The organism is Micromonospora sp. WMMD980 (assembly GCF_029626035.1).
GTDB lineage: Bacteria > Actinomycetota > Actinomycetes > Mycobacteriales > Micromonosporaceae > Micromonospora.
In genome coordinates, this window is record NZ_JARUBE010000003.1 from 73294 (window position 1) to 97642 (window position 24349).

General features: G+C 73.1%; 27 protein-coding genes. 19 read left to right on the plus strand and 8 right to left on the minus strand.

Annotation, left to right across the window (positions count from 1 at the left end; translation table 11 throughout):
• The first annotated feature begins 36 nt into the window (after positions 1–36).
• The 4 genes from ettA to O7618_RS00830 all read left to right on the plus strand — a co-directional run bounded on the left by ettA (position 37) and on the right by O7618_RS00830 (position 3560).
• Positions 37–1713, plus strand: coding sequence for an energy-dependent translational throttle protein EttA (ettA, locus tag O7618_RS00815; RefSeq protein WP_278104032.1), 1677 nt, complete (start codon positions 37–39; stop codon positions 1711–1713).
• A gap of 13 nt (positions 1714–1726) precedes the next feature.
• Positions 1727–2170 carry a thioesterase family protein gene (locus O7618_RS00820; RefSeq protein WP_278104033.1) on the plus strand — a complete coding sequence of 148 codons (444 nt, stop codon included), beginning with the start codon at positions 1727–1729 and terminating at the stop codon, positions 2168–2170.
• The gene (locus O7618_RS00825) at positions 2167–2841 is read left to right on the plus strand and encodes a hypothetical protein (protein ID WP_278104034.1); all 675 of its coding nucleotides are present in this window, start codon (positions 2167–2169) and stop codon (positions 2839–2841) included. Before O7618_RS00820 ends, O7618_RS00825 begins: the two co-directional genes overlap by 4 nt.
• Positions 2842–2972: 131 nt before the next feature.
• Positions 2973–3560, plus strand: coding sequence for a YbjN domain-containing protein (locus O7618_RS00830; protein WP_278104035.1), 588 nt, complete (start codon positions 2973–2975; stop codon positions 3558–3560).
• Between the two features lie 14 nt (positions 3561–3574).
• Here the strand turns inward: O7618_RS00830 and O7618_RS00835 are convergent, their stop codons facing one another.
• The 3 genes from O7618_RS00835 to O7618_RS00845 all read right to left on the minus strand — a co-directional run bounded on the left by O7618_RS00835 (position 3575) and on the right by O7618_RS00845 (position 6651).
• Positions 3575–3946: a globin gene (locus O7618_RS00835; RefSeq protein WP_278109862.1), complete on the minus strand. Its 372-nt coding sequence runs from the start codon at positions 3944–3946 to the stop codon at positions 3575–3577.
• 78 nt (positions 3947–4024) lie between these two features.
• Positions 4025–5389: an MFS transporter gene (locus O7618_RS00840; RefSeq protein WP_278104036.1), complete on the minus strand. Its 1365-nt coding sequence runs from the start codon at positions 5387–5389 to the stop codon at positions 4025–4027.
• A gap of 233 nt (positions 5390–5622) precedes the next feature.
• The gene (locus O7618_RS00845; protein WP_278109863.1) at positions 5623–6651 is read right to left on the minus strand and encodes a mechanosensitive ion channel domain-containing protein; all 1029 of its coding nucleotides are present in this window, start codon (positions 6649–6651) and stop codon (positions 5623–5625) included.
• Between the two features lie 311 nt (positions 6652–6962).
• On the opposite strand from O7618_RS00845, the gene O7618_RS00850 reads away from it, so the two are divergent.
• On the plus strand, positions 6963–7502 hold the full coding sequence (locus O7618_RS00850; protein ID WP_278104037.1) for an HNH endonuclease: 540 nt from the start codon (positions 6963–6965) through the stop codon (positions 7500–7502).
• Between the two features lie 13 nt (positions 7503–7515).
• Here O7618_RS00850 and O7618_RS00855 read toward each other — a convergent pair whose 3' ends face one another.
• The 3 genes from O7618_RS00855 to O7618_RS00865 form a co-directional block, all read right to left on the minus strand.
• Positions 7516–8349 (minus strand): class F sortase, encoded by an 834-nt coding sequence (locus O7618_RS00855; RefSeq protein ID WP_278104038.1) that lies wholly within the window; start codon positions 8347–8349, stop codon positions 7516–7518.
• A gap of 13 nt (positions 8350–8362) precedes the next feature.
• Complete coding sequence (locus O7618_RS00860; RefSeq protein ID WP_278104039.1) at positions 8363–8875, minus strand: hypothetical protein; 513 nt, start codon at positions 8873–8875, stop codon at positions 8363–8365.
• Between the two features lie 109 nt (positions 8876–8984).
• Complete coding sequence (locus tag O7618_RS00865) at positions 8985–9431, minus strand: Lrp/AsnC family transcriptional regulator (RefSeq protein WP_278104040.1); 447 nt, start codon at positions 9429–9431, stop codon at positions 8985–8987.
• A gap of 147 nt (positions 9432–9578) precedes the next feature.
• Between O7618_RS00865 and O7618_RS00870 the strand changes: the two genes are divergently transcribed.
• From O7618_RS00870 to O7618_RS00920, 11 genes are all read left to right on the plus strand, one after another.
• The gene (locus O7618_RS00870) at positions 9579–10457 is read left to right on the plus strand and encodes a tryptophan 2,3-dioxygenase family protein (protein ID WP_278104041.1); all 879 of its coding nucleotides are present in this window, start codon (positions 9579–9581) and stop codon (positions 10455–10457) included.
• Positions 10458–10471: 14 nt separating this feature from the next.
• Positions 10472–11752: a kynureninase gene (gene kynU / locus O7618_RS00875; RefSeq protein ID WP_278104042.1), complete on the plus strand. Its 1281-nt coding sequence runs from the start codon at positions 10472–10474 to the stop codon at positions 11750–11752.
• Complete coding sequence (locus O7618_RS00880; protein WP_278104043.1) at positions 11749–13077, plus strand: NAD(P)/FAD-dependent oxidoreductase; 1329 nt, start codon at positions 11749–11751, stop codon at positions 13075–13077. The genes kynU and O7618_RS00880 overlap by 4 nt, the downstream gene beginning before the upstream one ends.
• 20 nt (positions 13078–13097) lie before the next feature.
• Positions 13098–14579 carry a 2-hydroxymuconic semialdehyde dehydrogenase gene (locus O7618_RS00885; RefSeq protein ID WP_278109864.1) on the plus strand — a complete coding sequence of 494 codons (1482 nt, stop codon included), beginning with the start codon at positions 13098–13100 and terminating at the stop codon, positions 14577–14579.
• 80 nt (positions 14580–14659) lie between these two features.
• Positions 14660–15454 (plus strand): fumarylacetoacetate hydrolase family protein, encoded by a 795-nt coding sequence (locus O7618_RS00890; RefSeq protein ID WP_278109865.1) that lies wholly within the window; start codon positions 14660–14662, stop codon positions 15452–15454.
• A complete protein-coding gene (locus O7618_RS00895; RefSeq protein ID WP_278104044.1) occupies positions 15451–16383 on the plus strand; it encodes an acetaldehyde dehydrogenase (acetylating) in 933 nt (310 codons plus the stop codon). The genes O7618_RS00890 and O7618_RS00895 overlap by 4 nt, the downstream gene beginning before the upstream one ends.
• The gene (dmpG, locus tag O7618_RS00900) at positions 16380–17438 is read left to right on the plus strand and encodes a 4-hydroxy-2-oxovalerate aldolase (protein WP_278104045.1); all 1059 of its coding nucleotides are present in this window, start codon (positions 16380–16382) and stop codon (positions 17436–17438) included. The genes O7618_RS00895 and dmpG overlap by 4 nt, the downstream gene beginning before the upstream one ends.
• Positions 17435–18208: a 4-oxalocrotonate decarboxylase gene (locus O7618_RS00905; RefSeq protein WP_278104046.1), complete on the plus strand. Its 774-nt coding sequence runs from the start codon at positions 17435–17437 to the stop codon at positions 18206–18208. The genes dmpG and O7618_RS00905 overlap by 4 nt, the downstream gene beginning before the upstream one ends.
• Positions 18205–18624, plus strand: a complete 420-nt coding sequence (locus O7618_RS00910; RefSeq protein ID WP_278104047.1) for a RidA family protein — start codon at positions 18205–18207, stop codon at positions 18622–18624. Before O7618_RS00905 ends, O7618_RS00910 begins: the two co-directional genes overlap by 4 nt.
• Positions 18621–19145 (plus strand): 3-hydroxyanthranilate 3,4-dioxygenase, encoded by a 525-nt coding sequence (locus tag O7618_RS00915; RefSeq protein ID WP_278104048.1) that lies wholly within the window; start codon positions 18621–18623, stop codon positions 19143–19145. The genes O7618_RS00910 and O7618_RS00915 overlap by 4 nt, the downstream gene beginning before the upstream one ends.
• On the plus strand, positions 19145–20242 hold the full coding sequence (locus O7618_RS00920; protein WP_278104049.1) for an amidohydrolase family protein: 1098 nt from the start codon (positions 19145–19147) through the stop codon (positions 20240–20242). Before O7618_RS00915 ends, O7618_RS00920 begins: the two co-directional genes overlap by 1 nt.
• Before the next feature lie 66 nt (positions 20243–20308).
• Here the strand turns inward: O7618_RS00920 and O7618_RS00925 are convergent, their stop codons facing one another.
• Complete coding sequence (locus O7618_RS00925; RefSeq protein ID WP_278109866.1) at positions 20309–21163, minus strand: dienelactone hydrolase family protein; 855 nt, start codon at positions 21161–21163, stop codon at positions 20309–20311.
• Positions 21164–21438: 275 nt separating this feature from the next.
• Here O7618_RS00925 and O7618_RS00930 point away from each other — a divergent pair, with 275 nt between their 5' ends.
• The 3 genes from O7618_RS00930 to O7618_RS00940 all read left to right on the plus strand — a co-directional run bounded on the left by O7618_RS00930 (position 21439) and on the right by O7618_RS00940 (position 23659).
• Positions 21439–22902, plus strand: coding sequence for an amidase (locus tag O7618_RS00930; RefSeq protein ID WP_278104050.1), 1464 nt, complete (start codon positions 21439–21441; stop codon positions 22900–22902).
• A 72-nt stretch (positions 22903–22974) separates the two neighbouring features.
• Positions 22975–23259: a hypothetical protein gene (locus O7618_RS00935; protein WP_278109867.1), complete on the plus strand. Its 285-nt coding sequence runs from the start codon at positions 22975–22977 to the stop codon at positions 23257–23259.
• Entirely contained in the window at positions 23246–23659 is a 414-nt protein-coding gene (locus tag O7618_RS00940; RefSeq protein ID WP_278104051.1) for a DUF5130 family protein, read from the plus strand. Before O7618_RS00935 ends, O7618_RS00940 begins: the two co-directional genes overlap by 14 nt.
• Before the next feature lie 64 nt (positions 23660–23723).
• Here O7618_RS00940 and O7618_RS00945 read toward each other — a convergent pair whose 3' ends face one another.
• Positions 23724–24287, minus strand: a complete 564-nt coding sequence (locus tag O7618_RS00945; protein WP_278104052.1) for a Uma2 family endonuclease — start codon at positions 24285–24287, stop codon at positions 23724–23726.
• Between the last annotated feature and the right edge of the window lie 62 nt (positions 24288–24349).

Here is a 24349-nt window from a genome sequence, read left to right on the forward strand (position 1 = left end):
AGCCCGCGATCGCAACCGACGGAGGTAGCCCGCACCGTGGCCCAGTTCATCTACGTCCTGGAGAAGGCGCGCAAGGCGCACGGCGACAAGGTCGTGCTGGACAACGTGACGCTGAACTTCCTGCCGGGCGCCAAGATCGGTGTGGTCGGTCCGAACGGCGCCGGCAAGTCCAGCCTCCTCAAGATCATGGCAGGGTGGGACCAGCCGAGCAACGGTGAGGCCCGGCTCATGCCCGGCTTCACCGTCGGCATGCTGGCCCAGGAACCCCCGCTCAACGACAGCAAGACGGTCCTCGGCAACGTCGAGGAGGCGGTCGCCGAGATCAAGACGAAGCTGGACCGCTTCAACAAGATCGCCGAGCAGATGGCGACCGACTACTCCGACGAGCTGATGGAGGAGATGGGCCGGCTCCAGGAGGAGCTGGACAACGCCGACGCGTGGGACATCGACTCCAAGCTCGAACTGGCCATGGACGCGCTGCGCTGCCCGCCGCCGGACGCCGACGTCACCAAGCTCTCCGGTGGTGAGCGCCGCCGGGTCGCGCTGTGCAAGCTGCTGCTGGAGGCGCCCGACCTGCTGCTGCTCGACGAACCCACCAACCACCTGGACGCGGAGAGCGTGCAGTGGCTGGAGCAGCACCTGGCCAAGTACGCCGGCACCGTCATCGCCATCACCCACGACCGCTACTTCCTCGACAACGTGGCGAACTGGATCCTGGAGCTGGATCGCGGCCGGGCCTACCCGTACGAGGGCAACTACTCCACCTACCTGGAGAAGAAGGCCGCCCGGCTGGCCGTCGAGGGTCGGCGCGACGCCAAGATGAAGAAGCGCCTCTCCGACGAGCTGGAGTGGGTCCGCTCGAACGCCAAGGCCCGGCAGACCAAGTCCAAGGCCCGCCTCGACCGTTACGACGAGATGGCCGCCGAGGCGGAGAAGACCCGCAAGCTGGACTTCGAGGAGATCCAGATCCCGCCGGGTCCGCGCCTGGGCAGCACCGTCATCGAGGCGCACGGCCTGAGCAAGGGCTTCGGCGACCGGGTGCTGATCGACGACCTGTCCTTCTCGCTGCCGCGCAACGGCATCGTCGGCATCATCGGCCCGAACGGCGTCGGCAAGACCACGCTCTTCAAGACCATCGTCGGGCTGGAGCAGCCGACCGGCGGCGACGTGAAGGTCGGCCCGACGGTCTCCCTGTCGTACGTCGACCAGAACCGGCAGGGTCTCGACGGCGACAAGACCGTCTGGGAGGTGGTCTCCGACGGGCTGGACCACCTCATGGTGGGCAAGGTCGAGATGCCGTCCCGGGCCTACATCGCCGCGTTCGGCTTCAAGGGGCCGGACCAGCAGAAGCCGACCAAGGTGCTCTCCGGCGGCGAGCGGAACCGGCTCAACCTGGCGCTGACGCTCAAGATCGGCGGCAACGTCATCCTGCTCGACGAGCCGACCAACGACCTGGACGTGGAGACGCTCTCCAGCCTGGAGAACGCGCTGCTGGAGTTCCCCGGCTGCGCCGTGGTCATCTCCCACGACCGGATGTTCCTGGACCGGGTCGCCACGCACATCCTGGCCTGGGAGGGCACCGACGAGGACCCGTCGCGGTGGTTCTGGTTCGAGGGCAACTTCGAGGCGTACGAGAAGAACAAGATCGACCGGCTCGGGGTCGAGGCGGCCCGGCCGCACCGGGTGACCTACCGCAAGCTCACCCGTGACTGACCGGTGCTGACCCTTGTCTGACCGGTTTGTCTACCACTGCGCGCTGCGCTGGTCCGACCTGGACGCGTACGGCCACGTCAACAACGCCCGCTTCCTCACGCTCTACGAGGAGGCCCGGGTGGCGATGATGTTCGCCGGCGGTCGGGCGTGGGGAGTGGGCTCGTTCGTCGACGGGGTGGTCATCCGCCGGCACGAGGTCGACTACCTGCGGCCGGTCGACTACGCGCTCGGTCGGGCCAGCGCGGAGGCGGCGCCGACGGTGCGGATCGAGCTGTGGGTCGACGAGATCCGGGCCGCGTCGTTCTCGGTGGCCTACGAGCTGTACGACGGCGACGCGCTGGCCGGCACCGCCCGCTCGGTGCTGGTGCCGTTCGACCTGTCCGTCCAGCGACCGCGCCGGATCTCGGCCGACGAGCGGGCGTTCCTGCTCCGCTACGCGCCGGGGCTGGCCGGATGACCGGGCCGGCGGCCGGGCACGGGCTGACCGGGGTGGCCGACGCGGACGCCTTCCTGGCCCGGCTGGTCCGCCTCGACCCCGCCGTCCTGGTCCGGCTCCGGCCGGTGCCCGGCGCCGGGCGGACCGCGCTCTGGGCCCGCCTGCCCTGGGGGGTGCTCGCGGTGCGCACGGTGCCCGGCGCCGCGCCCGGCGACGTCACGGTCGCCGCGGGGGAGCTGCTCGCCGAACTCACCGCCGGCGGCGCGGGGCTGCCCCGGCGGCGCGACGACGGCTGGCGCTGGCCGCTGCCGCCGCCGGCCAGCCACCCGGTCGAGGTGCTCCCCGGCGCCCAGGTGCGCCGGATCGCGGACGCGGCGGCCGGCACGCTGCGCGAGGCGGCCACGCACGGGGTGGCCGGCCGGGCGGTCGGCCAGCGGGCGCTGCGGGACGCGTTGCTGGACCACGTCGCGGTGGTGGTGACCCCGGACGGCGCGCCGGGCGCGCCGGTGGAGGTGTCGCAGCGGCTGGTGCAGGGCGTGGTCCGGATGGGCTTCGTGGGCGCCGACGCCGGCGACGTTCAGGTGCGGGTGGCCGGCCGTTGGGTCGGCCTGGTCGGCCCGTACGGGGCGGCATGGTCGCGGACCGTCGTGGACCTTGCACTCACGCCTATTCGAGTTCATCCGAACGGATGACCCGGCATCATTCTTCCGGGCCGGGGCGGTCGTTGGGGGGGTGTCTCCTGCCGGCTGTCCGGGTACCGTCCATCCTCGGATCCAACGCACCGTAGGCGGCTGGATCCGCTGGGGAGTGAGGTGCGCGAGCGATGCCGTGGTGGTCATGGCGCCCCGGTCCCGCCGGTGGCGGCGATCCGGAGTCTCGAAGCGGGACCACAGTGGACGACAGCGTCCGGGTCGGGCCACCGACCCCGCGCCAGCCGGGTGACGACGCCGCGTCGGCACCTGAGCGGGCGGTCATCGCCGACATGCCGGCCACGGTCGCCCCGGTGACCCTGGGTCGGGTCTGCGACGCGCTCGACCTGCTCGACGTGCGTTACCTGGCCGACGGCGACGGCAACCTGCTGGCCATGTGGGAGCGGCACGCGGTGCTGGTCGCGCTGGAGGGCCCGGAGGACGAGATCCTGGTGATGCGGGCCCGTCCACACGCGACAGTGCCGCCGGACTGGGCCGACCGCGCCTACCGGGTGGTCAACGAGTGGAACCACACCCGCCGGTTCTGCAAGGCCTACATCGGCGACCCGACCGAGCGGGGCCAACTGCCGATCTACGCCGAGCTGCAGGTGCCGCTCGGCGCCGGCACCCACGACGCGCTCCTGGTCGAGATGCTCGACTGCGGCGCGGCGGTGGCCACCACGTTCGTCGACTGGTTGCACGACGAGGGCGCCCTGCTCTGAGCGCCGCCGGTGGGTCAGTCCTCCGCGTTCACCATGAAGTAGGCGGCCCGCTCCAGGTAGTCCCAGAGCGGGTCGGCCAGCTGCGGCGGCAGGTCCAGCGCGTCCACCGCGCGCCGCATGTGACGCAGCCAGGCGTCGCGCTCGGCGCCGGCGATCCGGAACGGGGCGTGGCGCATCCGCAGGCGAGGGTGGCCGCGCTGTTCGGAGTAGGCCCGCGGGCCGCCCCAGTACTGGATCAGGAAGAGGGTCAGCCGGTCCGCCGCCGGGCCCAGGTCCTCCTCCGGATACATCGGCCGCAGCAGCGGGTCGTCGGCGACGCCGGCGTAGAACTCGTCCACCAGCTTGCGGAAGGCGGGCTCACCGCCGATCGCCTCGAACAGCGTCATCGACTCGCCTGGGGAAGTCACGTTTCCATCTTGCCAGGTGCCGCCCGGCACCCGCGCCCGCCCGCCGGGCGGCGCGCGTCACGTCACCGCGTGCCGGTGCCGGCCGTGCTCCCGCCCCCGGTCGCCCGCCGGCCCCCGGTGCGGCGCGTGCGCGTTCCCGGTGGCCGACTCGGCCCGGGCGCTCTCGACGGCCGCCTCGATCGTCGCCGGGCGGGGCCAGGTCACCGCCGCGACCAGCATCAGGACCACCCCGGCCGCGCTCCACAGCCCGACCACCGTCGGGATGCCGAACCGCTGGGCCAGCGCCCCGGTGGCGAGCACCGAAGCGCCCTGGATGATCTGGGTGCCGCTCGCCATCACCCCGAACGCCCGGGCCCGGAAGCCGTCCGGCAGCGCCTGCACGAAGAGGCCGTTGGCGACCGGGACGAGACCGCCGACCGCGAAGCCGCACGCGCCGGCCAGCAGCGCCACCACGGCGGGCGGTGGGTCGAGGAGCGCGGGTACGAGCACCGCGGGTGCGAGCACCGCCAGCACCGGCATCAGGGTCAGCCGCCGGGCCGGGCCGGTCAGCCGGGCGATCACCAGGCCGCCGAGGACGTAGCCCACCGGGTTGGCGGCCATGATGACGGCCTGGGCGGTGCCGGCGTCCATGCCGCCACCGGCGCGGTCGGCGGCCCAGCCGGCGGCGAGCCCCTCGGGGACGATCGAGAAGAGCATGGCGCTGAACACCAGCACCGCGATGGCCCGCAGCACCGGCCGCTCGAAGACCATCCGGAAGCCCTGGGCGGTCTCCCGCAGCAGGTGACTGCGGTGCGCCTCGGTCATCGCGGGGGGCCGGTCCCGCAGGCCGAACCGGACCAGCGCGGCCGACAGGGCGAACGTGCCGGCGTTGATCAGCAGGGCGGCGCTCGGGTTCAGCACCGCGATGGTCGCGCCGGCCAGGTAGCCGACGACCTGGGCGGCCTGCGCCGCGCTCGTGGAGACGGTGAGGCCCACGACCAGCCGGTCGCCGCCGAGGATGTGCGGCAGCAGCGCCGAGCGTGCCGCCTGGCTCGGCGGGTTGGCCAGCGTGGCCACGAAGATCAGGGCGAGGATCGACCAGGGCGGCATGAACGGCATGGCGACCAGCACCATCAGCGCCATCCGGATCAGGTCGCAGAGCACCATCACCCGGCGGTAGCGGTGCCGCTCGGCGAGCGCCGAGAGCAGCGGGCCACCGATCAGCCAGGGCAGGTAGCTGGCCGCGAAGGCGGCGGCGGAGAGCGCGACCGACTGGGTCTCGCGCAGGACGAGCACGGTGACCGCGGCCTTGGCGAGGTAGTCGCCGACCCAGGACAGCACGTTCGCCGCGAAGAGCGCGCGGAACTCCGACTGGGCGAAGACGTCGCGGAAGGTGGCCGGGCTCTCCTGGGCGGGCCGCTGGTCGGACACCGTCGCCTCCATCGTTCCACCGCCGGCCACTTGTGATGGCCCGACCGGGAACCGTCGTCAGATCAACCGATCGGCGAGGACACGAACACACTCCCCGGTGGAGGGTGTTCACCGGATTCTGCCCGATCGTCTGACAACTGACTAGGGCGAACGGATTGATCGTCGCATCTCCGACTGAACGAACGGACGATACCCGAGGGGCCGCGCGACGCGCGACCCCCGAAATCGTCCGGCCGCCCCCGCCCTCAGGTGGCCCCGCCGGTGCCCGTTCCCTCGCCGCGCGGCGGCGGAGACGGCTGCGGTGGCAACCCGGGAAAGAGCCGGGCCGCGGCGATCTGGGCGGTGATGCCGGAGTTCTCCAGCGCCTCCGCGAGCCGGCGGCGCAGCTCCCGGCCGACCGCGAACTGTCCGTCGGCGGTGGTCTTGACCACGATACGGATCACCGCGCCGTCGACGGTCATCTGCTCGACGCCGAGCACCTCCGGTTCGGTCACGATCTGCGGGGCCAGCTCGGGGTCCAGCGTGGCCGACGCCGCCGCGGTACGCAGCACCGCGAGAGCCTCCTCGGTGCCGGCGAAGCCGATCGGCAGGTCCACCACGACCAGCGCCCAGCCCTGGCTCTTGTTGCCCACCCGGACGATCTCGCCGTTGCGGATGTACCAGAGCACGCCCCGGGCGTCGCGGACGTTCGTCACCCGCAGGCCCACCGCCTCCACCACGCCGCTGGCCTCGCCGAGGTCGACCATGTCGCCCACGCCGTACTGGTCCTCGATCAGCATGAACAGGCCGGCGATCAGGTCCTTGACCAGGCTCTGCGCGCCGAAGCCGAGCGCCACGCCGGCGATGCCGGCGCTGGCCAGCAGCGGGGCCAGGTCGAAACTGAACTCCTTGAGCACCATCAGCAGCGCGATGCCGAAGACGAACGCGGTGACCAGGCTGCGCAGCACCGACCCGATCGCCTCGGCCCGCTGCCGCCGCCGCTCCGGCACGAACTGCTGCGGGTCGAGCGTGGCGCTGGGGATCCGCTCGCGCAGCGGGCGCAGCATGGTCGGCACCGCGCCCTGGGTGGTGGTGCGCACCAGCCGGTTGATGGTCCGGTGCAGCGCCCAGCGGGCGGCCACGGCGATCAGCAGGATGAGGGCCACCCGCAGCGGCTTGAGCAGGACCCAGTAGCTGCTCTCGGCGAACCAGGCGGAGCCGGTGAGTCGGTAGAGGAACTCGCAGGAGCTACTGCCCTGGCAGTCCGGGCGCCGGTCGGAGAGCGCGGACAGCAGCGCGGTGATCAGGTCGGAGACGTTCACCGTGCTTTCGTACCGCACCGGGCGCCGGCGGCCCGCACGGACCCGCCCGGGCGGTGACGGCCGCGTCGACGATCATTCCGAACGGAACCGGCCATCTTGGCACGCCGGGTTCGGCCCCGAAGAGGGTACCCCGGATTAGTGCGTGCATTCCGGGGCGCGATCAGGGACTATTGGCCCAACGGACGTCGGTGATCCCGGCCGGCGCCAGGGCCGTCCCGCGCTGCGCGCGCGACGGTCCCGGCACCTGCGGCGGCGGGAGCGGCAGGACCGGGAGGGTGAGCGCGATGCCTGACATACGACCCACGGCGGGCTCCGGTGCGCTCGTTCTCAACGCCACCTACGAGCCGCTGTGCGTCGTGTCGGTGCGTCGGGCCGCCATCCTCGTGCTCTCCGCCAAGGCGGTCTGCGTGGCCGACGGCGAGGGCATCCTGCACAGCGCGCGCAACGCACTCCCGATCCCCTCGGTGGTGCGGCTGACCCGCTACGTCCGGGTGCCCTACCGCACCCACGTGGGGCTGTCCCGCCGGGCCATCTTCGCCCGCGACGGTTGGCGCTGCGCCTACTGCCGAGGGCCGGCGGAAACCATCGACCACGTCTTCCCGCGCAGCCGGGGCGGCCGGCACGCCTGGGAGAACGTGGTCGCCGCCTGCGCCCGCTGCAACCACACCAAGGGCGACAAGACCCCGGCCGAGCTGGGTTGGCGGCTGCACCACCCGCCGGTGGCGCCGAAGGGCAACGCCTGGCGGGTGCTCGGCCACCGCGCCCCGGACCCGCGCTGGGCCGACTGGCTCGACCTGCGTGAGCCCGAGCACGAGGCGGCCTGAGGAGGCCGGGCGCTCAGCGCGCCTTCACCAGCGAGGCGTAGACGACCAGGTTGTCGGCGTAGCCGGTCTCGCCGCCCACCCACCGGCCGCCGCAGGTGATCAGCCGCAGGGCGGGGCGGCTGAAGTCCCCGTAGACCTCCCGCACCGGCAGCTTCTCCTTGCCGTACCGCTCGACCGACGTCACCTCGAAGACCGCCACCGAGCGGTCCTGCCGGGTCACCTCGATCCGGTCGCCGTCGTCGAGTTCCCGCAGGCCGTGGAAGACGGCCGGTCCGGTGGTGGTGTCGACGTGCCCGACGAGCACGGCGGGGCCGTACTGGCCGGGGGTGGGGCCCTGGTCGTACCAGCCGACCTCGCCGGCGCGGCTGACGTCCGGCACCGCGATGCTGCCGTCGGGCGCGATCCCCACCCGGTGCACCGGGGCGCGCAGGTCCAGCTTGCCGATGGTCAGGTCGGTCGGCGGGCTGGCCGGCAGCACCGGGAACTTCTTCGGCGGCGGGCGCAGGCCCGCGACGATCCGGTCGGGCAGCACACTGACGCCGGTCACCCGCTCCACCCCGAGCATGGCCACGATCATCGCCATCAGGGCGGCCACCACCAGCACCGGGACGCCGGGACCGCGGCTCGGGGCGTACCGCCGGGTGGTGGCCGTGGCGGAGCGGGCCGCGACCGGGCGGGCGTGCGGGTCGGCGGTCGTGACGCTTGCCGAGAACGCCTGCCCGGCGGCGTGCGCGAACCGGCGTGCGGCCGCCGCGGCCGGCCGCAGCGCGGCCCGGAGCCGCCCACCCCGGTGCGGCTGTCGACGGTTCCGCCGGTCGGCGCCGCGCCGGCGCGGTGAGTGGGCCATGGCCGCACCGGAGTCAGACCCGGCCACCGGTCCTGCGGCGGGCGCCCACCCCGGCCACCACCGCCACGGCCACCAGGCCGCCGACCAGCAGCAGCGAGCCGGTGCCCCGGCCACCACCGGCGGTGCCCCCGCCGCCGGTCGCCGGGCCCTTGCTCGGCTGCGACATGTTCAGCACGGTGAGCATGGTCGAGGCGGTGCCCCCGTTGGCACAGTCCAGGTTCACCGGGTAGTCGCCGGGCGCCTTGTTGCCGGGCACGGTGACCGAGCCGGTCAGGAAGCCGTTGTTGGAGCGCAGCGTCACCCGGCCGAACGCGTCCGAGGTGACCTGCGCCTGACGGTCGTTGTTGGTGTCGCAGCCGGCCCGGAGGCTCACCCGGGAGCCGGCCTGGACGCTGTTCGGCGTCACCTCGATGAACACGTTCTCCCCGGCCCGGGCCGGTACGGCCGTGGTCAGGACGAACGCCGCGACCAGGCCGACCAGGCCCAGCACGGACGACAGCGCGCGATGTGACAGGAGCCCTCGCATGGTTCCCCCCTCCCGGTGCGACGGCGCACCGGACCCGCTGATGGGCAGCGGGGGCTGCCTTCCCGGTCAGCGGGGCTGTTAACAGGGGCCCCCTCCGCTACCGGAGGCGTTAAGCGGGGGCCCCTCCTTTCTCCACCGGGTGCCAGGCCAGCGGGGTGGAGAGGACCATCGTGCTGGCGGGCTGGCCGTACGGGGCCAGGCGGTCGATGACCGCCTCGAACTCGCCCATCGACGCGGCGGCGACCTTGAGCATGCTGCACGCGTCGCCGGTGATCCGGTGGATCTCCATGATCTGCGGCCAGCGTGCCACGTCCGGGTCGTTGAGGATGCAGCGGGCGCCGTAGCAGGACATCCGGATCAGCGCGAGCACGGTTCGCCCGGCCCGGGTCAGGTCCACGTGCGCGTGGTAGCCGGTGATCACCCCCGACTCCTCCAGCCGGCGCACCCGTTCCGCGACGGCCGGCGGTGACAGGTGCACCCGGCGGGACAGCTCGCTGTAGGAGAGCCGGGCGTCGGCCTGCAGCTCGCGCAGCAGCGCCCAGTCCATGTCGTCCACGCGGTGACCTTTCTTCCGTGAAGTCGGCGACCCGAGATGGTTTCAGTTCGTGAAGTCAGCCCACCCTATCGCCGTTGAACAGGCATTCCTTCCCCGCGTACACCGGCGGGATCATGGCGTCTAACCCGCGCACGGACGGAGAAGACGGTGGAACACACGACGGCGGTGCGCCCGGCCACCTCGCAGCAGCGGGCCGCCCGGGCGGCGCGCAACGGCGGCGAGCCGACGCTGGAGTTCGCCGAGCGCGTGCCCTACGACGCCTACGTCCACGCCAGCACGCTGCACCGGCTCCAGCAGCCGCTCAGCGAGGACCCGGGCGAGATGTCCTTCCTGATGGTCAGCCAGATCATGGAGCTGTACTTCAAGCTGACCTGCCACGAGTTGCGGCACGCCCAGCGCGAGGTGCGGGCCAACCGGGTCTGGGAGGCGCTGCCACCGCTGCGCCGCGCCGCGCTGCACCTGGAGGGGCTCAACGCGGCCTGGCAGGGGCTGCGGTGGATGACCCCGGCCGACTTCAACCGCTTCCGCGACCGCCTCGGCGAGGGTTCCGGCTTCCAGTCGGCGATGTACCGGCAGTTGGAGTTCCTGCTCGGCCTCCGCGACCCGGCGCTGATCCGCCCGTTCCGCCGGCAGACCGACGTGCACGCCGAGCTGACCGCCGCGCTCGCCACGCCGAGCCTCTGGGACGACGTGGTCGCGCTGCTCGCCCGCCGGGGCTTCGCCCTGCCGGCCGAGCTGCTGGAGCGGGACGTGACGGTCGAGCACGAGTCGCACCCGAGCGTCGAGGCGGCCTGGGTAAGCGTCTACGGCGACGGCGGCCCGGACAACCACCTGCGGCTGCTTGGCGACGCGTTGACCGAGGTGGCCGAGCGGTTCGGCGACTGGCGCTGGAACCACGTCAAGGCGGTGCAGCGCACCATGGGCGCGAAGGTCGGCAGCGGCGGCTCGGCCGGGCTGGCATGGTTGCAGCGCAGCATGGCCCGGGTGGTCTTTCCGGAGCTGTGGTCGGCCCGTACCGCGATGTGACCGGAGAACAATCGATGATCACCCCCGAGAGCGAAGCCCACCGGCTCGACGCCGCCGACCCCGGTCACCGGCACCTGTTCCACGTGCCGCCGGCCGAGGGCGGGCGGCACCCCGACGTGGCGTACCTGGCCGGCAACTCGCTGGGCCTGCAACCCCGGGCCACCGCCGACGAACTCGTCGCCGACCTGGACGCCTGGCGCCGGCTCGGCGTCGAGGGGCACCTGGAGGCGGAGCGGCCCTGGCTGCCCTACCACGAGCTGCTGACCGCGCCGGCCGCCCGGCTGGTCGGCGCGCTGCCCGCCGAGACCGTGGTGATGAACTCGCTGACGGTCAACCTGCACCTGCTGATGGTCGGCTTCTACCGCCCGGCGGGGGAGCGCACCCGGATCGTCATCGAGGACAGCGCGTTCCCCTCGGACAGCTACGCGGTGCGCAGCCAGGCCCGCTTTCACGGGCTCGACCCGGACGCCACAGTGGTGCGGCTCAGGCCCCGCCCGGGCGAGGACACCCTGCGCACGTCCGACGTCACCGACTTCCTGGCGGCCGAGGGGCACACGGTGGCACTGCTGCTGCTCGGCGGCGTCAACTACCTGACCGGCGAGCTGATGGACATTCCGGCGATCACGGCCGCCGGGCGGGCCGCCGGCGCGGTGGTCGGCTGGGACCTGGCGCACGCGGCCGGCAACGTGCCGTTGGCGCTGCACGACTGGGACGTCGACTTCGCCGCCTGGTGCTCCTACAAGTACCTCAACTCCGGCCCGGGCGCGCTCGGCGGCGTCTTCGTCCACGAACGCCACCTCGGCGACCCCACGCTGCCCCGGTTCGAGGGCTGGTGGAGCACCGAGGCGGCCACCCGGTTCGAGATGACGCCGACGTCCCGGCCACCGGCCACCGTGGAGGCGTGGCAGATCTCCAACCCGCCCATCTTCGCGATGGGCCCGGTGCGTACCTCGCTGGAGCTGTTCGACGCCGTCGGCATGCCGGCGCTGCGCGAACGCAGCCTGCGGCTCACCGGCTGGCTGGAGCGGCTGCTCGACGAGGTGACGCCGGGCCGGCCGCTGACCGTGGTCACGCCCCGCGACCCGGCCCGGCGCGGCTGCCAGCTCTCGGTGAGGATCGGCACCGGGAGTGCGAGCGAGCTGACCAAGCGACTGCGGCACGAACACGGCGTGATCGCCGACGCCCGGGAGCCGGACATCGTGCGGTTCGCCCCGGTGCCGCTCTACTCGACGTACCACGACTGCTGGCGGGTCGCCGAGGCGCTGGCCGCGACGGTTGCGAAGGAGGGGTCGTGACGGAGCGCGACGAGATCGCGGTGGTCGGGGCCGGGTTGGCCGGCTGCCTGCTGGCCTGTTTCCTGGCCCGCCGTGGCTACCCGGTCGTCCTCTACGAGCGCCGGCCGGACCCGCGCGCCGGCACTGTCGAGCGGGGCCGCTCGATCAACCTGGCGCTCTCCGAGCGCGGTCTGGACGCGCTGCGCCGGATCGGCCTGGCCGAGCAGGTGATGACGGACGCGCTGCCGATGCGCGGCCGGATGATCCACCCGGTCGACGGTCAGCCGCAGTTCCAGTCGTACAGCGTCGCCGGGGACCGGGCGATCAACTCGATCAGCCGGGGCGCGCTGAACAACGCGCTGCTCGACGCCGCCACCGCGCTGCCCGGCGTGCGGATCGCGTTCGACCACCGGCTGGTCGGCCTCGACCCGGTCGGCGGCGAGCTGACGTTCGAAACCCCGCAGGGCAAGGTCAGCGCCGTCGCGCCGGTCGTCCTCGGCGCCGACGGCGCCGGCTCCGCGGTGCGCGGCCAACTGCTGGCGTACGGGGGCCTGACCGAGAGCCTGGACTTCCTCGACTACGGCTACAAGGAGCTGACCGTCCCGCCGCTCGGCGGGGAGTTCGCCCTGGACCCGGGCGCGCTGCACATCTGGCCGCGGGGCACCTCGATGATGATCGCGTTGCCGAACCCGGACCGCTCGTTCACCTGCACGCTGTTCTGGCCCACCCACGGCACGAGCAGCTTCGCGTCGCTGAGCAGCCCGGCCGCGATCGAACGGTTCTTCGCCACCCACTACCCGGACCTGGTCCCGCTCGCCCCGAACCTGGTCGACGACTACCAGCACAACCCGGTCGGCGTGCTCGGCACGGTGCGCTGCACGCCGTGGCAGGTGGCCGGCACGGTCGGCCTCGTCGGCGACGCCGCGCACGCCATCGTGCCGTTCTACGGCCAGGGTGCGAACTGCGCGTTCGAGGACGTGGTCGCACTCGACCGCTGCCTCGACGAGTGCGGCGACGAGTGGGCCGCCGCGCTGCCGCTGTTCCAGCGCCGCCGGCAGGACGACGCCGAGGCGATCGCCCGGATGGCGCTGGCCAACTTCGTGGAGATGCGGGACAAGGTCGCCTCCCCGGTGTTCCGCGCCGGCAAGACCGTCGAGCACGCGCTGGAGCGGGCGTTGCCCGGCCGCTACGTCTCCCAGTACGAGCTGGTGTCGTTCTCCACCACCCCGTACGCCGAGGTGCGCCGCCGGGTGCGCCGGCAGTACGCGACCCTCGGCGCGGTCGCCGCCGGCGCGGCGGCGCTGCTGGCCGCCGGCGTCGGCGCGGCGCTGAGGGGGCGGCGGTGACGCTCTGGGATCCCCGGCTGATGACCGGGCACGCGCCGGACGGGCCCGGCCTGCTGCGCAACTTCGTCGGCGGCGCGTTCGTCGACACCGGTCCCCGGTTCACCAAGCGCAGCCCGGTCACCGGGCAACCGGTCTTCGAAGTGGTCGAGGCGTCGCGGTCCACCGTGGACGACGCGGTGGCCGCCGGCCGGGCGGCGCTGCGCGGCCCGTGGGGCCGGATGGCCGAGCGGGAGCGCGCCGAGGTGCTGCGCCGGGTCGCCGACGAGCTGGAACGGCGCTTCGACGATCTGGTGGCGGCCGAGGTCGCGGACACCGGTAAGGCCATCTCGCAGGCCCGCACGCTGGACATCCCCCGCGGCGCGGCCAACTTCCGGGCGATCGCCGAGATCGTGGCGACCACGCCGACCGAGTCGTTCACCACGGTCACCCCGACCGGCGGTCGGGCGCTGAACTACGCGGTCCGCAAGCCGGTCGGCGTGGTCGCGGTCATCGTGCCGTGGAACCTGCCGCTGCTGCTGCTCACCTGGAAGGTCGCCCCGGCGCTGGCCTGCGGCAACGCGGTGGTGGTCAAGCCGAGCGAGGAGACCCCGGCGTCGGCCACGCTGCTCGCCGAGGTGATGGCCGCGGCCGGCGTGCCGGACGGCGTGTTCAACCTGGTGCACGGCTTCGGTCCCGGCTCGGCCGGCGAGCACCTGACCCGGCACCCCGGCGTGGACGCGATCACGTTCACCGGGGAGTCGGCCACCGGGAGCGCCATCATGCGCGCCGCCGCCGACGGGGTGAAGGCGGTCAGCTTCGAGTTGGGCGGCAAGAACGCCGGGCTGGTCTTCGCCGACGCCGACCTGGACGCGGCGGTCGCCGGCTCGGTGCGGTCCAGCTTCACCAACGGCGGCCAGGTCTGCCTCTGCACCGAGCGGATCTACGTGCAGCGGCCGGTGTTCGAGGAGTTCACCGCGCGGCTGGCGAAGCGCGCCGACGAGTTGGCGTACGGCTGGCCGGCCGACGAGGCGACGGTGAACATGCCGCTGATCTCGCACGCCCACCGGGACAAGGTGCTCGGCCACTACGCGCTGGCCCGCACCGAGGGCGCCGAGGTGCGTGCCGGTGGCGGGACGCCGCGCTTCGGCGACGCCCGCGACGGCGGCGCGTACGTGCAGCCGACGGTGCTCACCGGTCTCGGGGCGGACGCCCGGACCAACCGCGAGGAGATCTTCGGCCCGGTGGTGCACGTCGCGCCATTCGACGACGAGGACGAGGCGTACGCGCTGGCGAACGGCACCGACTACGGCCTGGCGGCGACGGTCTGGACCCGGGACGTGGGCCGGGCTCACCGGGCCGGGATCCGGCTGGACGCCGGCATCGTCTGGGTCAACACCTGGTTCCTGCGCGACCTGCGCACCCCGTTCGGCGGGGTGAAGGCGTCGGGCGTCGGCCGCGAGGGCGGCGTGCACTCGCTGGCGTTCTACTCCGAACTGACTAACGTCTGCGTGGAGCTCTCGTGAGCGCGAGGAGTGAGCCGGGTTTGCGAGCCCCGCAGTCGCGAACGAAGGATGGCCCTGTGACCGCGAGTGAGGAGCCCGACATGACGGTGGACATCGAGGCCGCCAACCGGGAGCTGGCGGTGGCCCGGCAGGAGGGCAGACCCTGCCCGCCGCTGCGTGGCCGGCTGCTGCCGGCGGGCGACGTCGAGGCCGCGTACCAGGCGCAGCAGGTCTACACCCGGCAGCGCCTCGGCAAGGGGCACCGTCGCGTCGGCGCGAAGATCGGTCTGACCTCCCGGACGGTGCAGGAGAGCTTCGGCGTCTTCCAGCCCGACTTCGGGGTGCTCTTCGACGACATGGCCGTCGGCGACGGCGAGGAGGTGCCGATCGGCCGGCTGCTCCAGCCCCGGGTGGAGGCGGAGATCGCCTTCGTGCTCGGCGCCGGCCTGCCGGACGAGCGGGTCACCACCGTCGACCTGATCCGGGCCGTGGACCACGTGCTGCCGGCCATCGAGATCGTCGACTCGCGGATCGCCGACTGGGACATCTCCATCGTGGACACGGTGGCGGACAACGCGTCCAGCGGGCTGTTCGTGCTCGGCACCGCGCCGCGCCGACTCGCCGACGTGGACCTGCGGCTGTGCGGGATGGTGCTGGAGCACGCCGGGGAGCCGGTCTCGGTCGGCGCGGGCGCGGCCTGCCTCGGCAACCCGCTGCACGCGCTGCGCTGGCTGGCCGCGACCATGGCCCGGGCGGGCGACCCGCTGAAGGGCGGCGACGTGGTGCTCTCCGGCGCGCTCGGCCCGATGGTGCCGGTCACGCCGGGCGCCGCGTACGAGGCGCGGATCTCCGGGCTCGGCTCGGTGCGGACCTGTTTCTCGAAGGAGACCTCATGACTGTCGGGGTGGCGGTGCTCGGGTCGGGCAACATCGGCACCGACCTGATGATCAAGGTGCTGCGGCTGGGTGAAACCCTACGGATGGTGGCGATGGCCGGCATCGACCCGGCCTCCGACGGCCTGGCCCGGGCCCGGCGGCTCGGTGTGGCCACCACCGCCGAGGGCGTCGACGGCCTGGTCGCACTGCCCGAGTTCGCCGACGTCGAGCTGGTCTTCGACGCCACCTCGGCCGGCGCGCACCGCCGCCACGACGAGGTGCTGCGCGCGCACGGCCGGACCGTGGTCGACCTGACCCCGGCCGCGCTCGGCCCGTACGTGGTGCCCCCGGTCAACCTGGACGAGCACCTGCACGAGCCGAACGTCAACATGGTCACCTGCGGCGGGCAGGCCACCGTGCCGATCGTGCACGCGGTCGGCCGGGTCACCCCCGTGGCCTACGGGGAGATCGTCGCCTCGATCGCCTCGAAGTCGGCCGGTCCCGGCACCCGGGCCAACATCGACGAGTTCACCGAGACCACCGCCCGGGCCATCGAGGTGGTCGGCGGCGCCGAGCGCGGCAAGGCCATCATCGTGCTGAACCCGGCCGACCCGCCGCTGCTGATGCGCGACACCGTCTACTGCCTCTGCCCGGACGCCGACGCCGACCGGGCCGCGATCGCCGCCTCGGTGGCCGACATGGTCAAGACCGTGCAGGAGTACGTGCCCGGCTACCGCCTCAAGCAGGAGGTGCAGTTCGACCCGGTGGACACGTACGCGCCGGTGCTCGGCCGGCACGTCACCGGCCTTCAGGTGTCGGTGTTCCTGGAGGTCTCCGGCGCCGGTCACTACCTGCCCGCGTACGCCGGGAACCTGGACATCATGACGTCGGCCGCGCTGCGCACCGCCGAGCGGCTGGTGGCCCTGCGTGCCAAGGGAGTGCCGGCATGACCGACCTCTACATCCAGGACGTGACGCTGCGCGACGGCATGCACGCCGTCGCCCACCGCTACACCGTCGACCAGGTCCGCACCGTCGCCGCCGCGCTCGACGCGGCCGGGGTGGCCGCCATCGAGGTGGCGCACGGCGACGGGTTGGCCGGCTCCAGCGTCAACTACGGGCACGGGGCGGCCTCGGACGCCGAGTGGATCTCGGCCGCCGCCGAGGTGCTGACGAATGCGCGGCTGACCACGCTGCTGCTGCCCGGCATCGGCACCATCGCCGACCTGAAGGCGGCGAAGGCGCTCGGGGTGACGAGCGTGCGGATCGCCACCCACTGCACCGAGGCGGACATCTCCGCCCAGCACATCGCCTGGGCCCGGGAGAACGGCATGGACGTCTCCGGGTTCCTGATGATGTCGCACCTCAACGACCCGGCCGGGCTGGCCGCCCAGGCCAAGCTCATGGAGTCGTACGGGGCGCACTGCGTCTACGTCACCGACTCCGGCGGCCGGCTGCTGATGTCCGACGTGGCGCAACGCGTCGACGCGTACCGGCAGGTGCTGGCGCCGGAGACGCAGATCGGCATCCACGCGCACCACAACCTGTCGCTCGGTGTGGCGAACAGCGTGCTGGCGGTCGAGCACGGACGGATCCTCGGCGACGGCCCGCTCGGCTCGCCGTCCGGGCGCACCGTGCGGGTGGACGCGTCGCTGGCCGGGATGGGCGCGGGCGCCGGCAACGCCCCGCTGGAGGTCTTCGTCGCGGTCGCCGAACTGCACGGCTGGAAGCACGGCTGCGACGTCTTCGCGCTGATGGACGCCGCCGACGACCTGGTCCGCCCGATGCAGGACCGGCCGGTCCAGGTCGACCGGGAGACGCTCTCCCTGGGGTACGCGGGCGTCTACTCCAGCTTCCTGCGCCACGCCGAGCGGGCGTCGGCGAAGTACGGGGTGGACGTGCGTTCGATCCTGGTCGAGCTGGGCCGCCGTCGGATGGTCGGCGGCCAGGAGGACATGATCGTGGACGTGGCACTGGACCTGGCGAGCAAGGAGAAGACCGCATGATCGGGCCGGACGTCGCGGGGATCGCGGAGAAGCTGGGCGCGGCGGCCGACTCCGCCACCGCCATCCCGCAACTCGCCGCCGAGACCGGCCTCGACTCCGACGCCGCGTACGCGGTGCAGGCGGCGCTGGTCCAGCGCCGCCTCGACCGCGGCGAGCGCCTGGTCGGGCTGAAGATGGGGCTGACCAGCAGGGCGAAGATGGCCCAGGTCGGCGTGGACGAGGTGATCTGGGGTCGGCTGACCGACGTGATGCGGGTGCCCGACGGCGGCGCGGTCGACACCGGCGACTTCATCCACCCCCGGGTCGAGCCGGAGGTGGCGTTCCTGCTGGACCGGCTGCCCGACCCGGGCGAGCCGGTGGGCTCGTTCACCCGGGCGGTCCGCGCGGTCGCGCCGGCGATCGAGCTGATCGACTCCCGGTACGCGAACTTCACCTTCTCGCTGCCGGATGTGATCGCCGACAACACCTCGGCCGCCGCGTTCGCGATCGGTCCCTGGTCGCCGGTGCCGGACGGGTTGGACAATCTGGGTGTGCTGCTGGAGATCGACGGGCGGGTGGCGCAGGTCGGGTCGACCGCGGCCATCCTCGGCGACCCGCGCCGCGCGCTCGACGAGGGCCTGCGGCTGGCCGGCCGGCACGGCGTGCGGCTGCGCAAGGGCTGGGTGTTCCTGGCCGGCGCGGCGACCGCCGCGGTGCCGCTGCGCCCGGGCGCGCACGTGCGCGCCGTCGTGGAGAAGCTCGGTTCCGCCTCGCTGAAGGCCATCCCATGAGTGGGGTCGTCGCCGGGAAGGCCGTGCCGCGCGGGGCGTTCCCGCACGTCAAGGTCGCGGGCGGCTTCGTCTTCGTCTCCGGTACGTCGTCGCGCCGGCCGGACAACACGTTCGCCGGTGTCTCGGTGGACGAGTTCGGCACCACCGACCTCGACATCCGGGCGCAGACCCGGGCCGTGATCGGGAACATCCGCGACCTGCTCGGTGCGGTCGGCGCCGAGCTGACCGACCTGGTGCAGGTCACCAGCTACCTGGTCAACATGAACGACTTCGGTGGCTACAACGAGGTGTGGGCGGAGTTCTTCGACGCCACCGGTCCGACCCGGACCACGGTGGCCGTGCACCAGCTTCCGCACCCGCACCTGCTGATCGAGATGCAGGCCGTGGCCCTACTGCCGTCGGGAGGTCCGTCATGAGTGAGATCGCCGAGCCGTTCAGCTTCTCCGGCTGGATCGGGGAGAACCAGCACCTGCTCAAGCCGCCGGTGGGCAACAAGGAGATGCTGCCGGGCAGCGACGACTTCATCGTCATGGTGGTGGGCGGGCCGAACCAGCGTACCGACTTCCACGTGGACCCGTACGAGGAGTTCTTCTACCAGGTCAAGGGCAACATGCACATCAACCTGATGACGCCCGAGGGCCCGCGTACGGTGCACGTGCGCGAGGGGCAGATGTGGATGCTGCCGCGCAACACCCCGCACTCGCCGCAGCGCCCCGAGGCCGGCTCGATCGGCATGGTGATCGAGCGGGTCCGCGAGGAGGGCACGCTGGAGAAGTTCCAGTGGTACTGCGCCGAGTGCAGCCACAAGGTGCACGAGGTCGAGTTGCAGGTCCGCGACATCGCCGCCGACCTGCCCCCGGTCTTCGCCGCGTTCTACGCCGACGAGAAGGCCCGCACCTGTGACAACTGCGGCACGCTGCACCCGGGCAAGGGCTGATGCCGCTGCCGGTGGTGGACGTGCACACGCACGTCGTACCCAAGGGGTGGCCGGATCTCGCCGCGGCCTGCGGCGGGTCCGGTTGGCCGTGGCTGCGGGTGGACTCCGAACGGGCCGCCATGATCATGGTGGGGGAGACGGAGTTCCGGCCGGTCGGTGCGCCCTGCTGGGACGCGCCCACCCGGCTCGCCGACATGACCGCCGACGGCGTCGACGTGCAGGTGGTGTCGCCCACCCCGGTCTTCTTCGGCTACGGCCGCCCGGCCGACCAGGCGGTCAAGGTCTCCCGGATCTTCAACGACCTCACCCTGGAGGTCACCGCGGCCGGCGGCGACCGGCTGCTGCCGTTCTGCCAGGTGCCGCTCCAGGACGCCGATCTGGCCTGCGCGGAGCTGGACCGCTGCCTCGCCGCCGGGCACGCCGGAGTGGAGATCGGCAACCACGTCGGCGACCGGGACCTCGACGACGCCGGCATCGTGGAGTTCCTGACCCACTGCGCCGAGGTCGGCGCCCCGGTCTTCGTGCACCCGTGGGACATGCCCGGCGGGCCCCGGCTGAACCGGTGGATGGCCCGGTGGCTGACCGGGATGCCGGCCGAGACGCACCTGTCGGTGCTGGCGCTGATCCTCGGCGGCGTCTTCGACCGGGTGCCGGAGTCGCTGCGGATCTGTTTCGCCCACGGCGGCGGCAGTTTCCCGTTCTGGCTGGGGCGCGCCGACAACGCCTGGCACCGCCGCGGCGACCTGGTACGCGGCGCGTCCAGCGCGCCGCCCAGCTCCTACGTCGACCGGTTCAGCGTCGACTCGGTGGTGTTCGAACCGGCCGCGTTGCGGCTGCTGGTGGACACCATGGGCGCCGATCGGGTGCTGCTGGGCAGCGACTACCCGTACCCGTTGGGGGAGCGGCCGGTCGGTCGGGTGGTGCACCGGTCCGACTTCCTCACCGACGCCCAGCGGGCCGCGCTGCTCGGCGGCAACGCCCTGCGCTTCCTCGGCGCAGGCGCGGCGGTCGAGCGGAGCGAAGCGATCCGGGAACTGCTGTCGATCGACCGGGACTGGACCGGCATCGTCGACGATGACAAGGTGGCGCCGGCCTGACGGCTTCGGGTGCGTCTGTTGTCGCCCGAGCGACAACAGACGCACCCGAAGCGCTGGGACAGCCCGTCAGGAGTGCGGGCAGGTGTCGCGGTACTCCTCGATGGCGCTGCCCCGGGGTGCCGGGCAGAGGAACTGCTCGTAGCGGGTGTCGTCGTCGACGAACCGCTTGAGCCAGGAGATGCTGTACTTCGCGACCGTCACGTTCGGCGAGGTCGGCGCCGAGTGGCTGGCCGCGTTCAACTCCAGGTACGCCTTGTCCAGGGTGGCCGGCAGGCTGGTGTAGAACGGCTCCGAGTGCGACGAGACCGGGGCCACGGTGTCGTTCTCGGCGCCGATGACGAGCGTCGGCACGCGCACCGACGACCAGGTCTTCACCGTGTGCCAGCCGGTCAGCGGGATCGCCGCCTGGAGCGCAGGTCGGGCGTTGGCCGCCGAGAGGCTGCCGCCGCCGCCCATCGAGTGCCCCATCACGGCGAGTCGGTTCCGGTCCACCCGGCTGCGCACCGTGCTGGTGTTGGCCAGGTAGTCCACGGCGGCCAGGAGTTGGGTGCCCCGGCTGGCCGGCTGGTCGAAGACGGAGAGCGTGTCGATGGTGATGACCACGAACCCCTGTGAGGCCAGGCGGGGCCCGAGCCAGGCGACCGAGGACTGGCTGGCGGTGAAGCCGGGGGAGATGGCGACCGCACCGAAGGTCCCTTCGGCGGTGCTGGTCGGGTAGTAGATGGTGCCGCCCCGGAAGCCGCTCACGCTGGACGCGGAGACCGTGGTCTGCGCGATGGCGAACGGGCCCCGGGTGGCCTCGATGCTGGCCACGGTCGGCGCCGGACCCCGCTCGTAGGGGTTGGCGGCCAACGTCGAGGCCAGGCCGGCGCCGGCCCCGGCCGGTGCCACAGGGAGCGCGGCGAGACCGGCGGCGGTCAGCGCCAGGGCGAGCAACGGACGGAGGACGCGCGGGAGGCGGCGGACCTCGCGGGTCGGGGGTGGGCTCTGCGGGTCGGGTACGGGTTGCACGGCACGCTCCCTGGGGTGGCGGTTGCGGCAAGTTCAATCGATCGAATCTGATCGATGTAGCAATCGTCCGCGTCCCAGCCCCGGCCGGGCAATCCCGATCCGGTCATGCCACCCGGGTATGGGTCGGGCCGCCGCCCGGACGTGTCGTCCGGCCGTACCGCCGCCGAGCAGGCAGGATGGTGGGCATGGCCGAGCCGCACGACCTGACCGCGCTGGAGCAGGCCGCCGCGATCCGCCGAGGCGAACTGTCCAGCCTGGAACTGGTCGAGCACCACCTGCGCCGGGTCGACGCGCTCGGCGACACCGTCGGTGCGTTCGTCACGGTCACCGCCGAGCGCGCCCGGGCCGCGGCGAAGGCCGCCGACGCCGTCAAAGAAGCGGAACGCGGGCCGCTGCACGGGGTGCCCACCGCGATCAAGGACCTGACGCTGACCGCCGAGGTGCGGACCACGTTCGGCTCGGCCGCCTTCGCCGACTTCGTGCCGCCCGTCGACGCCGACGTGGTCCGCTTCCTGGCCGACGCGGGCCTGGTCAGCCTCGGCAAGACCACCACCTCCGAGCTGGGCTGCTCGCTCTACTCCGAGGGGCGGGTCGCGCCGCCGGCCCGCAACCCGTGGAACCTCGCGTACACCGCGGGCGGCTCCAGCGGCGGCGCGGCCGCCGCGGTCGCCGCCGGCCTGGTGCCGGTGGCCCAGGGCTCCGACGGCGGCGGCTCGCTGCGCATCCCGGCCGCGCTCTGCGGCCTGGTCGGCCACAAACCGAGCCGCGGGCTGGTCTCCGGCGGCCCGCTCGGCTTCGGCGCGTTCGGGCTGCCCACCAACGGCCCGATCGGCCGCACCGTCGCCGACGTGGCCGCGCTGCTCGACGTGCTGGCCCGGCCGGTGCCCGGTGAGCCCTATCTGCCACCGGCCGCGCCCACCGGCGGTCACCTCGGCGTCGCCCGCGCCGCCGACCCCGGCCGGCTGCGCATCGGCCGCTTCACCAGCGGCATGCTCGCCGACGAGCCGGTCCACCCCGACTGCGTGGCCGCCGTCGACCGCGCCGCCGCGCTGCTCGCCGACGCCGGGCACGAGGTGGTCGAGGTCCCCGCGCCGCTCGGCCCGGAGGCGTGGCCGATGTTCGAGACGGTCTGGTACGCGCTCGCGCTCGCCCCGGTGCCGGCCGGGCGGGAGGGCGAGCTGCTGCCGCTGACCCGGTACCTGCGCGAGCGCGGCGAGGCGGTCGGCGCCGGCCGGCTGATGGCCGCGCTCGGCGAGCTGCAGGCCCAGGTCCGCCGGGGAGTACGCCGCACCGCCGGCTGCGACCTGCTGCTCTGCCCCACGCTGAGCGCCCCGCAGGCGCCGGTCGGCGCGTTCGCCGCGCTCGACCCGGCGGAGGACTTCGACAGGCAGCGGCGCTTCTCGCCGTACTGTGCCGTCTTCAACGTCACGGGCGATCCGTCCGTTTCGCTGCCGGTCGGCCGGACCGCCGAGGGCCTGCCGGTCGGGGTGCTGCTCACCGGCCGCTACGGCGACGACGCGACATTGATCGCCACTGCCGCGCAACTGGAGCACCGGTGTGGCGGATGGGATCAGCACCCCGCAATCTGGCGGGCCGCCGACTCCGCTAACGTGAACATCACAAGCGAGGTCGGGCGCGGCCCGTCGTGACCGTCCACCCGACCCGGAACATTCCTGGTCTCTTTCCGCCTGGGGGCGTTGGGATTGTCTGTTACCGAGACGTTGGTGTTCTTCGTCGGCATCCCGGCCGCCGCGGTGCTGGTGATCGCCGGTCTGGTGGCCGCCGGCAGCCGCGGCAACGGTGGTGGCGCCAAGCGCTACCGGCCGGGGCGGCCCTTCGACTTCACTCCGGTCTGGTTCCTGGGCCGCCCGGAGCAGCTCGCCGACTCGGCCGGCACCGCGCTGACCGCCGGGGCCCAGGCGCCGGCGCTGACCAGCCGCAAGCAGGAGGAGGCCGGCCGGGAGGCTCCGGCCGGTGGAACCGGAGGCGCAAGTGACCGTTGGTGAAGCGCGGCCCACGACCGGGACGGGCACCCCTCCCGACGTGCTGGACGGGCCGTTCTCGACCCGGCAGCTGCTCCGCATCGACGAGGCGCTCCGCCTGGCCGACCAGGGCACCGGCCTGGTCTTCTCGGTCTACGTCGGCGGCCTCGACGAGCCCGTCCGGGAGCACGCCCAGCGGCTGCACCGGCAGCTCGCCGAACCGGACCGGTCGGTGCTGATCGCGGTGTCGCCCAACCAGCGGCAGCTGGAGATCGTCACCGGCAAGTACGCGCGCAAGCGCATCCCGGACACGTACGCCAAGCTGGCCGCGCTCTCCATGGTGGCCTCCTTCGGCGGTGGCGACCTGGCCGGCGGCGTCATCCAGGGCCTCGACCAGCTCGCCAGCCACGCCGGCAAGGGCTGAGCGCCGCCCGCACGCACGACGAAGCCCGGCCCGCGTATCGCGTGGGCCGGGCTTTCTCGTCGTGTCAGCGGGGCCAGGCGGAGGGGTCGAGCCGCATCGGCCACGGCTCGTCGAGCTGAACGGGGTCGTCCGGCCCCAGTGTGCCCGCCATGTTGTAGTGGACGCCCTTCACCAGGTGGTAGCGGTAGATCACCGGACCGAAGTCGCCCCGCTCCACCCGCCAGTAGTGCGGGATGCCTGCCTCGGCGTAGAGCGCCGGCTTGATCAGCCGGTCGTACCGGCGGCTGCTCGGGGACTCGATCTCGACGACGAGCGCCACGTCCGCCGCGTGCAGCCACAGGCCGTCGCGGGGGGCGCCGGGCTTGACCACGCTGACGTCCGGAATGAGATTACCGCCGGGCGCGCGCAGGCCGGCTTCCCGGATGACCCGCCATCCGGGGGGCGCGGAGAGACGGAGTGCCATCCGCAGATCGTCCGCCAGCTCCTGGTGGGCGAACCCCGGGGGTGGAGTCACGTGCAGGCTCCCGTCGATGATCTCGTAGCGGTTACCGTCCTCGGGCAGGTCGAAGAGGTCCTGCTCCTGCCAGTCGCGCTCGGGTGGGCGCCACTGGTGGGTCGGTTGTGCCATCACGTCCACCTCCTCCGTACACGATAAACGGCCGGGGCCGGCGCGGGCTCCCACCCACGCCG

Coding starts and splice junctions, on each gene's coding strand:
- O7618_RS00895 (WP_278104044.1), top strand. CDS start 15,451: ATGACTGTCGGGGTGGCGGTGCTCGGGTCGGGCAACATCGGCACCGAC.
- dmpG (WP_278104045.1), top strand. CDS start 16,380: ATGACCGACCTCTACATCCAGGACGTGACGCTGCGCGACGGCATGCAC.
- O7618_RS00915 (WP_278104048.1), top strand. CDS start 18,621: ATGAGTGAGATCGCCGAGCCGTTCAGCTTCTCCGGCTGGATCGGGGAG.
- O7618_RS00920 (WP_278104049.1), top strand. CDS start 19,145: ATGCCGCTGCCGGTGGTGGACGTGCACACGCACGTCGTACCCAAGGGG.
- O7618_RS00830 (WP_278104035.1), top strand. CDS start 2,973: ATGCCGTGGTGGTCATGGCGCCCCGGTCCCGCCGGTGGCGGCGATCCG.
- O7618_RS00930 (WP_278104050.1), top strand. CDS start 21,439: ATGGCCGAGCCGCACGACCTGACCGCGCTGGAGCAGGCCGCCGCGATC.
- O7618_RS00840 (WP_278104036.1), bottom strand. CDS start 5,389: ATGGAGGCGACGGTGTCCGACCAGCGGCCCGCCCAGGAGAGCCCGGCC.
- O7618_RS00910 (WP_278104047.1), top strand. CDS start 18,205: ATGAGTGGGGTCGTCGCCGGGAAGGCCGTGCCGCGCGGGGCGTTCCCG.
- O7618_RS00825 (WP_278104034.1), top strand. CDS start 2,167: ATGACCGGGCCGGCGGCCGGGCACGGGCTGACCGGGGTGGCCGACGCG.
- O7618_RS00850 (WP_278104037.1), top strand. CDS start 6,963: ATGCCTGACATACGACCCACGGCGGGCTCCGGTGCGCTCGTTCTCAAC.
- O7618_RS00890 (WP_278109865.1), top strand. CDS start 14,660: ATGACGGTGGACATCGAGGCCGCCAACCGGGAGCTGGCGGTGGCCCGG.
- O7618_RS00905 (WP_278104046.1), top strand. CDS start 17,435: ATGATCGGGCCGGACGTCGCGGGGATCGCGGAGAAGCTGGGCGCGGCG.
- kynU (WP_278104042.1), top strand. CDS start 10,472: ATGATCACCCCCGAGAGCGAAGCCCACCGGCTCGACGCCGCCGACCCC.
- O7618_RS00855 (WP_278104038.1), bottom strand. CDS start 8,349: ATGGCCCACTCACCGCGCCGGCGCGGCGCCGACCGGCGGAACCGTCGA.
- O7618_RS00860 (WP_278104039.1), bottom strand. CDS start 8,875: ATGCGAGGGCTCCTGTCACATCGCGCGCTGTCGTCCGTGCTGGGCCTG.
- O7618_RS00885 (WP_278109864.1), top strand. CDS start 13,098: ATGACCGGGCACGCGCCGGACGGGCCCGGCCTGCTGCGCAACTTCGTC.
- O7618_RS00835 (WP_278109862.1), bottom strand. CDS start 3,946: ATGACGCTGTTCGAGGCGATCGGCGGTGAGCCCGCCTTCCGCAAGCTG.
- O7618_RS00945 (WP_278104052.1), bottom strand. CDS start 24,287: ATGGCACAACCGACCCACCAGTGGCGCCCACCCGAGCGCGACTGGCAG.